The sequence below is a fragment of the Roseovarius halophilus (ex Wu et al. 2025) genome (genome assembly GCF_047086965.1).
Map to the genome: position 1 here is coordinate 1 of NZ_JBKOTX010000275.1, position 5,887 is coordinate 5,887.

5 protein-coding genes are annotated in these 5,887 nt (G+C 67.7%); 4 read left to right on the forward strand and 1 reads right to left on the reverse strand.

Annotated elements, in window-relative coordinates; all coding sequences use genetic code 11:
* Positions 1-324: 324 nt before the first annotated feature.
* From ACH107_RS29345 to ACH107_RS29355, 3 genes are all read left to right on the forward strand, one after another.
* Positions 325-1,368: a cytochrome-c peroxidase gene (locus ACH107_RS29345; RefSeq protein WP_412509253.1), complete on the forward strand. Its 1,044-nt coding sequence runs from the start codon at positions 325-327 to the stop codon at positions 1,366-1,368.
* 134 nt (positions 1,369-1,502) lie between these two features.
* Positions 1,503-1,991, forward strand: coding sequence for a transglycosylase SLT domain-containing protein (locus ACH107_RS29350; RefSeq protein ID WP_310691946.1), 489 nt, complete (start codon positions 1,503-1,505; stop codon positions 1,989-1,991).
* A gap of 31 nt (positions 1,992-2,022) precedes the next feature.
* On the forward strand, positions 2,023-3,192 hold the full coding sequence (locus ACH107_RS29355; RefSeq protein ID WP_412509254.1) for a cation:proton antiporter: 1,170 nt from the start codon (positions 2,023-2,025) through the stop codon (positions 3,190-3,192).
* Between the two features lie 38 nt (positions 3,193-3,230).
* Here ACH107_RS29355 and ndk read toward each other — a convergent pair whose 3' ends face one another.
* On the reverse strand, positions 3,231-3,653 hold the full coding sequence (gene ndk / locus ACH107_RS29360) for a nucleoside-diphosphate kinase (protein ID WP_310691944.1): 423 nt from the start codon (positions 3,651-3,653) through the stop codon (positions 3,231-3,233).
* 109 nt (positions 3,654-3,762) lie between these two features.
* Between ndk and ACH107_RS29365 the strand changes: the two genes are divergently transcribed.
* Positions 3,763-5,601 (forward strand): ABC-F family ATP-binding cassette domain-containing protein, encoded by a 1,839-nt coding sequence (locus ACH107_RS29365; protein ID WP_412509255.1) that lies wholly within the window; start codon positions 3,763-3,765, stop codon positions 5,599-5,601.
* Positions 5,602-5,887: the final 286 nt, after the last annotated feature.

A 5,887-nucleotide genomic window follows, 5' to 3' on the forward strand; every position in this document is an offset into this window, starting at 1 on the left:
CCGGCGCGACCGGCTCAGGCTGGAGGCCGCAGAATGACCCGGCGCATGTTTCTTCTGGCCCGACAACGCAGGCCCGCGCCGGCGCCCCGGCCCGCCGAAACCCTTGGTGTTCCGCGACGTCGCCAGCGGCTAAGGGGCGTTGCGCCCATCCGCGCGGCGTGGCGTCGATCCGCCTTTTATTCAGGCGCCTTGCCGGACGGCCTGCGACACCTGCGCACAGGTGGCACGGCACAGGGGCCGTTTCTGATCCAGATCAAGAAACCGGGCCGTGCAGGCGGGTAAACTCTCTGAAACTGCCACGTAACCGAAGGATCAGAGGGTCACATGTCGAAGACGCCATTCATCACCGGGGCGCTTGTTGCGCTCGCCACACCCGTCCTCGCCCAAGAGGACGTGGCATTGCGCGAAGACGCGCTCAGCTACTTCGAACCCATCCCCATGAATCCGCCCGACCTCGGCGACAACATCGTCAGCCGCGAGCGTGTCGATCTGGGCGCCAAGCTCTATTTCGACCCGCGCATGTCCGCCTCGGGGCTGTTCTCCTGCCAGACCTGCCACAACGTGGGCATGGGCGGCGTCGACGGTCTGGAAGTGTCCATCGGCCACGGCTGGCAGAAGGGGCCGCGCAACGCGCCCACCTCGTTCAACGCGGTCTTCAACATCGCCCAGTTCTGGGACGGCCGCGCCCCCGACCTCGAAGAGCAGGCCAAAGGCCCGGTGCAGGCCGGGGTCGAGATGAACAACACCCCTGACAACGTGGTGGAAACGCTCAAATCCATGCCGGCCTACATCGACTCCTTCGAAGAGGCCTTCCCCGGCGAGGAGGACCCGGTTACCCTCGACAACTTCGCCCGGGCCATCGAATCCTTCGAGGCCACGCTGATCACGCCGAACTCGCCCTTCGACCAGTTCGTCATGGGCAGTGACGGCGCCCTGAACGAACAGGAAAAGCGCGGCCTGCAGGCCTTCATGGACACCGGTTGCGCGTCCTGCCACGCCGGGGTCAACATGGGCGGTCAGGAGTATTATCCCTTCGGCCTGATGGAAAAGCCGGGGGCCGAAGTCCTGCCCGAGGGTGACCGCGGCCGCTTTACCGTGACCGAAACCGCAAGCGACGACTATGTCTTCCGTGCCGGGCCGCTGCGCAACATCGCGCTGACCGCACCCTATTTCCACTCGGGCGCCGTCTGGGAACTGGAAGAGGCCGTCGCGATCATGGGCACCGCGCAGCTCGGCTTCGAGCTGTCCGATCAGGAGATCAGCGATATCACCGCCTTCCTGAGAACCCTCACCGGCGAGCAGCCCGAGGTCGTCCACCCCAAGCTGCCCCCGCGGACAGACGAGACCCCCCGGCCCGACGACATGTAGGGCCGGCGCACCCCGTCACGCTGCTTTCCCGCCCCCGGCCGCCGTGCCGGGGGCGGTTTCGTCTGTAAGGCAAGCCCTTGCCGATGCGGCACGCGGGGGCTTTGCCCGATCGTGCGGCCGCGCTAAAACACACCATGCGCTTGATCCCTGCCCTTGTCCTCTTCGCCCTTCTGTCTGCCTGCGGCTCGGGCCCTGACACCGAGGCGCGCAAGGCGGATCGGCCCGCGCTTTATCCCGGCGAAACACCGGAAATGCGGGCGCTGGTCGTGGACTATGCCGCGCACCATGACATCCCCGAGGCGTTGCTGCACCGGATCATCCAGCGCGAGAGCGACTACCGCCCCCGGGCGCGCAACGGCCCCTACTGGGGCCTGATGCAGATCCTGCCCGAAACCGCCGCGCAGATGGGCCATTCCGGCCCGCCCGAGACCCTGCTGGAGGCCGAGACCAACCTGGAATACGCGGGCCGCTACCTGCGCGGGGCCTGGCTGGTGGCCGATGGCGACATCGACGCCGCCGTGATGTGGTACGCGCGCGGCTATTACTACGAGGCCCGCGATCGCTGCCTGCTGGTGGAAACCGGGCTGCGCGACCGCGAGGTCGCCCACCATTGCCGTGCTTGAGGGCCGGACCCGCAGGGTCTAGCCTGGTGCCATGACGCCGGAACTCGTGATCCTTGCCATCGGAATCCTGTTTCTGGCCGGGCTCGCGCTGGACGCGCTGGGGCACATTGTCCATGTGCCGCGCGTTACCCTGCTGATCCTGCTGGGGGTGCTGATCGGCCCGCCCGGGCTGGACTGGCTGCCGGTCGATGTCGACACCGCGCATGAAGTGCTGGCCCCGACAGCCCTGACCATGGTGGCCTTCCTGATGGGCGGCAGCCTCGACCGGGGCACCCTGGCCGCCCGGGGCCGGGCGATCCTGGTTTTGTCGCTGGCCCTGGTGGCCGGCACGGCGCTGGTTGTCGGGCTGGGGCTCTGGGCCATCGGCACATCGTTTGTGGCCGCGCTGTTGCTGGCGGGCATCGCCACGGCGACCGCACCGGCGGCAACGCTGGACGTGATCCGCCAGGCCGAGGCCCAGACAACCCCCTTCGGCAAAGTTCTGATCGGCATCGTGGCCATCGACGACGCCTGGGGGCTGCTGGCCTTTTCGGTGTTGCTGACGCTGGCTGCCACGATCGCCGGAAGCGGCGACGCCGAGGCGCTATCCCATGCCAGCTACGAGATCGGCGGCGCCTTGGCCCTCGGGCTTGTCCTGGGGCTGCCCGCCGCCGTCCTGACCGGGCGCGTGAAACCGGGCGAGCCCACCCTGATCGAGGCCCTGGGCCTTGTCCTTGTCATCGCCGGGCTGGCGCTCTGGCTGGAGGTTTCCTTCCTGATCGCGGGGATGACCGCGGGGGCGTTGGTCACCAACCTGGCCCACCACCACGACCGCCCCTTTCACGAGATCGAGCGGATCGAATGGCCCTTCCTGCTATTGTTCTTCATCATGGCCGGGGCCTCGCTGGACGTGAGCGCGCTGGTGGCCGCGGGCTGGACCGGGGCGGCCTACATGGCGCTGCGCATTCTGGGGCGTCTTGTCGGCGGGGCGCTGGGCGGCCCCCTGGCCGGGCTGACGGCCTATCGCGGCGCGCGCACCGCTGCCGCTCTGCTGCCGCAGGCCGGGGTGGCCGTGGGCATGGCGCTGGTCGCCGCGGACCGGTTTCCGCAGGCGGGCGACCAGGTGCTGGCCGTCACCATCGCCTCGACCGTGGTCTTCGAGATGCTCGGCCCGCCGCTGACCCAGTGGGCGCTGGCAAAGGAAAACCGCCCGAACGACTAGGTCCGGGCGGCAACAAAATTCTGGAATATTGTTCCGGATCAGCCGACCAGTTCGAGACCGGAGAAGAAGTAGGCGATTTCCTCGGCCGCCGTTTCCGGCGCGTCGGACCCATGCACCGAGTTTTCGCCCACGGACTGGGCGAACTCGGCGCGGATGGTGCCCGCTGCGGCATCGGCGGGGTTGGTCGCGCCCATAACGTCGCGGTTCTTGGCGATGGCGCCGTCCCCTTCGAGCACCTGCACCACGACCGGCGCCGAGGCCATGAAGCCCGTCAGTTCGTCAAAGAAGGGGCGTTCGGCGTGGACGGCATAGAACTGCTCGGCCTGGGCCTTGGTCATCAGGATGCGCTTTTGCGCGACGATGCGCAGGCCGGCCTCCTCGAACTTGGCATTGATCTTGCCGGTCAGGTTGCGGGCGGTGGCGTCGGGTTTGATGATCGACAGGGTGCGTTCGGTGGCCATGGGTCATTCCTCGATGGTCGGGGTGAATATCGCCGCGCCGATAGCATGGGGGGTGCGGGTTGAAAAGGTGCGATTGACGCGGCTGCCGCCCTCTGGCACCCCCTGCGCCATGCTGCGAATTTCAGACATCTCCTACTCGGTCGAGGGCCGCCCCCTCATCGAGAACGCCGGCGCCGTCATCCCCACCGGCCACAAGGTCGGCGTCGTGGGCCGCAACGGCACCGGCAAGACAACCCTGTTCCGGCTGATCCGGGGCGAGCTGACGCTTGAGGGGGGCACGATCGAACTGCCCCGCGGCGCCCGCATCGGCGGCGTCAGCCAGGAGGTGCCCGGCTCGGAAACCTCGCTGCTGGACACGGTGCTGGAGGCCGATACCGAGCGTCTGGCCCTCATGGCCGAAGAGACCGACGACCCCGCCCGCATCGCCGAGATCCAGACCCGGCTGACGGATATCGACGCCTGGTCGGCCGAGGCGCGCGCCAGTGCCATCCTCAAGGGTCTGGGCTTTACCGATGCCGAGCAGCGCATGCCCTGTTCGGCCTTCTCGGGCGGCTGGCGGATGCGCGTAGCCCTGGCCGCGGTGCTGTTTTCCGCGCCCGACCTGCTGCTGCTGGACGAGCCGACGAACTATCTTGACCTCGAAGGCGCGCTCTGGCTGGAAAGCTACCTGGCGCGCTATCCGCATACGGTACTGGTGATCAGTCACGACCGGGGCCTTCTCAACCGCGCCGTGGGCGGCATCCTGCACCTGGAAGACCGCAAGCTCACCTATTACGCCACGCCCTATGACCGCTTTGCCGAACAGCGCGCGGCGCGGCTGGCCGTGGCCGAGGCACAGAATCGCAAGGCGCAGGACCGCAAGGCCCACCTGCAAAGCTTCGTCGATCGGTTCCGGGCCAAGGCCTCGAAGGCGAAACAGGCGCAATCGCGGCTCAAGATGATCGAACGGATCACTCTGACCGCGACCCCGCAAGAGGCGGCCCTGCGCGCCTTTTCCTTCCCCGAACCCGAGGAACTTTCGCCGCCGATCATCACCACCGACGGGGTGGCCGTGGGCTATGGCGAGACGACCGTCCTCGATCGGCTGTCGCTGCGCGTCGACCAGGACGACCGGATCGCGCTTTTGGGTCGCAATGGTGAAGGAAAATCGACGCTTTCCAAGTTTTTGTCTGGCAAACTTCATCCTCAGAAAGGCAAGTTCACCGCCCATGGCAAGCTGCGCGTCGGCTATTTCGCCCAGCACCAGCTGGAAGAACTGCGCCCCGAAGAGACGCCGCTCGATCACCTGCGCCGCGAACGCCCCGACGAGGCCCCGGGCCGGTTGCGGGCACGGCTGGCGGGCTTCGGGCTGACGGCCGATCAGGTCGAGCTTCCGGCGGCCAAGCTGTCGGGCGGGCAGAAGGCACGGCTGTCGCTGCTGCTGGCCACCATCGAGGCGCCGCACCTGCTGATCCTCGACGAGCCCACCAACCACCTGGACATCGAAAGCCGCGAGGCCCTGGTGGAAGCGCTGACCGCCTACTCCGGCGCGGTGGTGCTGGTCAGCCATGACATGCACCTGCTCAGCCTCGTGGCCGATCGGCTCTGGCTGGTCAAGAACGGGCGCGTCTCCGCCTTCGAGGAGGATCTGGAGGCCTATCGCAAGCTGCTGCTGTCGGGCGACAAGCCCGCCAGACCGGCCAAACCCAAGGCCCCGCGCCCCTCGCGCGACCGCATCCTGGAATTGCGCGCCGAGGTCCGCAAATGCGAGGCCCGCGTCGCCAAGATCGAGGAGATGCGCGAAAAACTGGCCGCCAAGCTGGCCGACCCCGCGCTTTACGAGGCATCCCAGGCGACGGAACTCGAGACCTGGAACCGCAAGTATGCCGAGGTCATGGAGGGGTTGGAGCGCGCCGAAGGCCTCTGGATGGCCGCCCAGAAAAAGCTGGACGCCGCCGAGGCCGTATAGGGGGCCCCGCCGCACACGGCCACCCAACGGCCCCGCGGATAACGCCCCCGGCTTCATTGAACCGGCGCCCAAGAACCCAAGACACGCGAAGCCGGTTTGCCCGTGTCCTGCGCGCCGGAGGGTTGCGCGGCCCCGGACCGGTCCAAAGTCCGATGCCTTCCCCTGCCCCTTGTTTCTTTGGGTCGGAAATACCGCGGGGGTGAATGCCGCAGGCATCATCGAGATCATCGACCGTCAGACCGCCAACTGGTCGCGCGACGAGGCGCAGAACCAGATGACCAACTGG